The sequence below is a fragment of the Halomonas sp. Cn5-12 genome (assembly GCF_021532545.1).
Lineage (GTDB): Bacteria > Pseudomonadota > Gammaproteobacteria > Pseudomonadales > Halomonadaceae > Vreelandella > Vreelandella aquamarina.
Genome location: NZ_JAKGAY010000068.1, coordinates 1 through 3,760, shown reverse-complemented (window position 1 = coordinate 3,760; position 3,760 = coordinate 1). Strand labels below are relative to the sequence as shown.

At 53.0% G+C, this 3,760-nt stretch carries 5 protein-coding genes; 3 read left to right on the top strand and 2 right to left on the bottom strand.

Annotated elements, in window-relative coordinates:
* Positions 1 to 399 precede the first annotated feature (399 nt).
* The gene (gene arfA, locus L1249_RS17215; protein WP_074210948.1) at positions 400 to 549 is read left to right on the top strand and encodes an alternative ribosome rescue factor ArfA; all 150 of its coding nucleotides are present in this window, start codon (positions 400 to 402) and stop codon (positions 547 to 549) included.
* A 337-nt stretch (positions 550 to 886) separates the two neighbouring features.
* Here the strand turns inward: arfA and L1249_RS17210 are convergent, their stop codons facing one another.
* Together L1249_RS17210 and L1249_RS17205 are read right to left on the bottom strand one after the other, a co-directional pair.
* Entirely contained in the window at positions 887 to 1,417 is a 531-nt protein-coding gene (locus tag L1249_RS17210) for a chromate transporter (RefSeq protein WP_062361453.1), read from the bottom strand.
* Positions 1,414 to 1,971 (bottom strand): chromate transporter, encoded by a 558-nt coding sequence (locus L1249_RS17205; RefSeq protein WP_062361451.1) that lies wholly within the window; start codon positions 1,969 to 1,971, stop codon positions 1,414 to 1,416. The genes L1249_RS17210 and L1249_RS17205 overlap by 4 nt, the downstream gene beginning before the upstream one ends.
* A gap of 189 nt (positions 1,972 to 2,160) precedes the next feature.
* On the opposite strand from L1249_RS17205, the gene L1249_RS17200 reads away from it, so the two are divergent.
* Entirely contained in the window at positions 2,161 to 2,829 is a 669-nt protein-coding gene (locus L1249_RS17200) for a GntR family transcriptional regulator (RefSeq protein ID WP_137094238.1), read from the top strand.
* A gap of 90 nt (positions 2,830 to 2,919) precedes the next feature.
* Positions 2,920 to 3,477 (top strand): DUF1415 domain-containing protein, encoded by a 558-nt coding sequence (locus L1249_RS17195; RefSeq protein WP_137094239.1) that lies wholly within the window; start codon positions 2,920 to 2,922, stop codon positions 3,475 to 3,477.
* Positions 3,478 to 3,760: the final 283 nt, after the last annotated feature.

Genomic DNA, 3,760 nt, shown 5'->3' with positions numbered 1-3,760 from the left:
AGCGACCGGAGCGGAGGGCAGCGGCCTAGCTGCTATCTAGTGAAGGCGTGTGGAAGCAGGAAGGTTCTGGGGGTGATCTCAGAACCCTCGCCCAAAGCGCGAAGCGCGGCGGGCGGGGAGTGTCAGTAAGCGTTTTAAACGCTGGGGTTGAAGTCTTCAAAGGCTCTCCCCATATTCGTTAACACGCTATCAAACGAGGCGGTGGAGGGGAGAGTCAGGAGTGCATGACGATGTCTCTAGGCGCGATGTTGGCCAGCAGCAGTAGGTCAGCCATTCGGCATCTCATGGGGCTTATTGAAAACTACCGTGCTGGCAGGAACCGATGGCGACGCGAATGTTCATAGGAGCGGAGGCTTCCACTGCCCGGTTAAGCGTCTCTTAATAAACCAGGAGTATTCTATGAAAAAACACAAGGTTGGCGAAAACGCGCTCAAAGCGCAGTTACGTACCCCTATGTTCAAAATGCAGCAGCAAACGCCGAAGAAAGGGAAGGGCAGCTACTCTCGTAAAGGGCGTCATGCTCAAAGAGGGCATCGCCAAGCCGCTTGAACCAGCGTTTTGGCGATGCCTTCCCCAGGCATCGCTGCAGGCAATTTGCCAGTCTGCAGACTCTCATCAGCTTTTGGCCGACCGCTAGGTCGGCTTTTTTATGTCAATTGGCCGCTTGCTCCACAGTAGAGATACTGCACACTTCCATACGGTAGCCTGATTGGTACACGCTGCGTAGGCGCAGCACGTGCCGACCGTCCAGCTCTAACTTGCGTCGCAAACGGCTGACTGAGTATCCGTACGCGTCGACACATCGCCTTTGCCCCCCCCCACACCAGCTCCAATAAGTGAGCGCGGCTTAACAACTCACCCACTTTAGCCAGTATTTTTATCCTTATTAAGAAATGAAGAGCCCTCCATAAACCAAGGCGCCGATAACAACAAAAGCGGGATGGGTGTTAAAGCGCACAAGCGCAATCGCGGCCACGATACCGATAATCAGCGTGTGGAGGAGGCCGCTTGCCGCCATACTTTCTGTGAAAAAACCGAGGGTAAGCCACGCCATCATCATGGCAATCACTGGTCGTACCCATTGGCTCATGCGTTTAACGCGCGGGGAGTCGCGGTGGCGATATAAAAGCCCCAAAGCGCCAAGCATCAGCAGGAGTGAGGGAATGACCGTCGCGGCAACAGCCACAAATGCCCCGCCAATACCGGCAACTTCATAGCCCACATAGCCCGCCATTTTGGTGGCAATCGGGCTGGGGAGCGCATTGCCGAGCGCCAGCGTTTCAGCAAAGCCCTGTGACGTCATCCAGCCATAGCGACCCACTACTTCTGCTTCAATTAGCGGAATAATGGCGGGGCCACCGCCATAACCAATAATGTTAGGAATAAAAAACGCTAAAAAGAGATCCCAATAAATCATGCGGCACCCTCCACGCGTTTTTTACGGGATGGGCGTAGGAGGGCCGCCAGCAGAATGGCCCCAATCACCCAGCCGGGATGTACGCCTAGCCAATAAATCACCGCGCCTGCGATGACCGCCATAGCGATGCTGATTAGCCAGCCAAGGGCGGCTTTGGATTTATCGAAGAAGTCCCAGGTGAGCTGAGCCATCATGACCATGACTACCGGAATGACCGCTTGTCCCATACCGCGAATCCAGCCAACGTCGCGGTAGCGGCTAAAAATTCCTAACATCACAATCATGGCCACGATCATCGGTAGGATAACGGCAATGACGGCCGCCGCGCAGCCGCTGATGCCCGCTACCCGGTAGCCAATATAGCCGGGCATTTTGGTGGCGATGGGGCCGGGTAGGGTATTGCCGATGGCGAGCACGTCGGCAAACTCTTCATCCGTTAGCCACTGGTGGCGTGTCACGACTTCCGCGCGGACCAGCGGTATCATGGCCGGGCCGCCGCCAAAGCCGAAAATGCCGACGCGAAAAAACGCCCAAAAAAGTGCTGTTTGCTTCATACGCTCATTGCCCGCAGCGGTAGCATCACAGTAAAAAGCATCGAGATTGCCTATTTATCGTTTGTAGATTAAAAAATCGATTATTCTGTCTAAAATAGAATATAGGTGAGCCAGACAAGAGGCGTCAACACCTAGTCATGGAATCTCCGTTAACTGATGCCTTGCGTAGGTACGCAAAAGGACTCCGGTATGAACAAGCCAATGCAGCTTTCTTCCACGAAAGCATCTAGCTCTATCTATGATTTACTGCGCCGCGATTTGGTGGGGGGGCGCTTTAAAGCGGGTGAGAAACTCGCCATTAATACGCTCAAGGAGCAGTACCAGGTAGGGCTGAGTCCGCTGCGTGAAGCGCTTAATAAACTGGCGGCTTACGGCCTGCTGATCCAAGAGAATCAGCGTGGGTTCAGAGTGCCTAAGCTCTCACGTGAAGAATTAGACGATATTGCGCGACTGCGCACCGAGCTTGAAGGTATGGCGCTGGAGCGAGCTATTGCTCATGGCGATGCGGTATGGGAAGCAGACCTTTTGGCGGCGGCACATCGCCTAAAGCGTGCAGACATTACACTAGATAAAGGCGAAGAGTGGGAACGCCTGCATACGCATTTTCACCGTACCCTGGTGGCACCCTGTGGTTCAGTATGGCTGTTGCGCTTTATTGAACAATTGCACGACCAGTTCGACCGCTACCGCCGTTTAGGGCCGAAAATGCCGACAATCCGACAGGAACTGGATGAACAACACCATGAGCTGGTAGAACTAGCGCTTCAGCGCGACGCGACAGCCACAAGAGCACTAATGGACGACCATATTCACAAATCTTATGAGGTTGCCTTGGCGCGTTATCAACAGCATGCCTAGCGTATTTGCGAGGGCTTATCTGTACACTGGCGTCCAATACGTGGCGATGCCACGCCTTTTAAAGATCCATAAGGTGCAGGTGGAACGGGTATGACGCAAGCAGCAGATCAGCAGGTAGTGGACCAAACGCTGGCATGGGTGAGCCATTTTATTGTTGGACACAACATTTGCCCCTTTGCTAAACGTGAGCTGGATAGCAATACGATTCGTGTTGAAGTCGTGCGCTCGAAAAAAGTGGATGTGGCCCTTGAGGAGTTAGTGGCGGAGCTGGAGTGGCTCAACGAGCACCCTGAAGCAGAAACTACCCTGCTGGTGTTTCCGACACTTTTTAAAAGCTTCGACCACTACTTGGATTATGTAGAGCTTGCCGAGCAACTGCTAGTTGAGTTGGGCTACGAAGGTATTTACCAGCTAGCGACGTTTCACCCTGACTACTGTTTTGCCGATGCAGAGCCAGAGGCCGCAGCGAATTACTCAAACCGCTCGCCCTATGCCATGGTGCATTTGCTGCGCGAAGCCAGCGTTGAGAGAGCCATCGCCTTTTACGGCGACACGGCCGCTATCCCTGAACGAAATATCGCTTACTTAACAGCGTTAGGCAGCAAAACCGCTGAGGCGCAGCTGCAGCGATGCTACAACCTGCCTTAATTTGCATAGGGTGCCTAAATTAATTTTTATGTTTGCAGACCATTTTTAATGCAGCGTTGGAAGACCAGCAGACTAGCAACCTGCTGGCAGTAAGAAGAAAACCCTCTTAATAGCCTTATAACGACTTATGCATAACGTAAGTATCCACATAACCAAGAGTTAAGCTCAGTTCTTGTGTATGGAGGGCAGTAGAGAGGGTGGCGTATCCTGTTGATTGATCTCGCCAGATCACAACCAACATAGGACGGATACGCCATGAGCAATTCTACTCTCCAAGCCGTGA

What these genes read in the sequence shown, in the direction of transcription:
- arfA (WP_074210948.1), top strand. Translation starts at nt 400, where the DNA reads ATGAAAAAACACAAGGTTGGCGAAAACGCGCTCAAAGCGCAGTTACGT.
- L1249_RS17210 (WP_062361453.1), bottom strand. Translation starts at nt 1,417, where the DNA reads ATGATTTATTGGGATCTCTTTTTAGCGTTTTTTATTCCTAACATTATT.
- L1249_RS17205 (WP_062361451.1), bottom strand. Translation starts at nt 1,971, where the DNA reads ATGAAGCAAACAGCACTTTTTTGGGCGTTTTTTCGCGTCGGCATTTTC.
- L1249_RS17200 (WP_137094238.1), top strand. Translation starts at nt 2,161, where the DNA reads ATGAACAAGCCAATGCAGCTTTCTTCCACGAAAGCATCTAGCTCTATC.
- L1249_RS17195 (WP_137094239.1), top strand. Translation starts at nt 2,920, where the DNA reads ATGACGCAAGCAGCAGATCAGCAGGTAGTGGACCAAACGCTGGCATGG.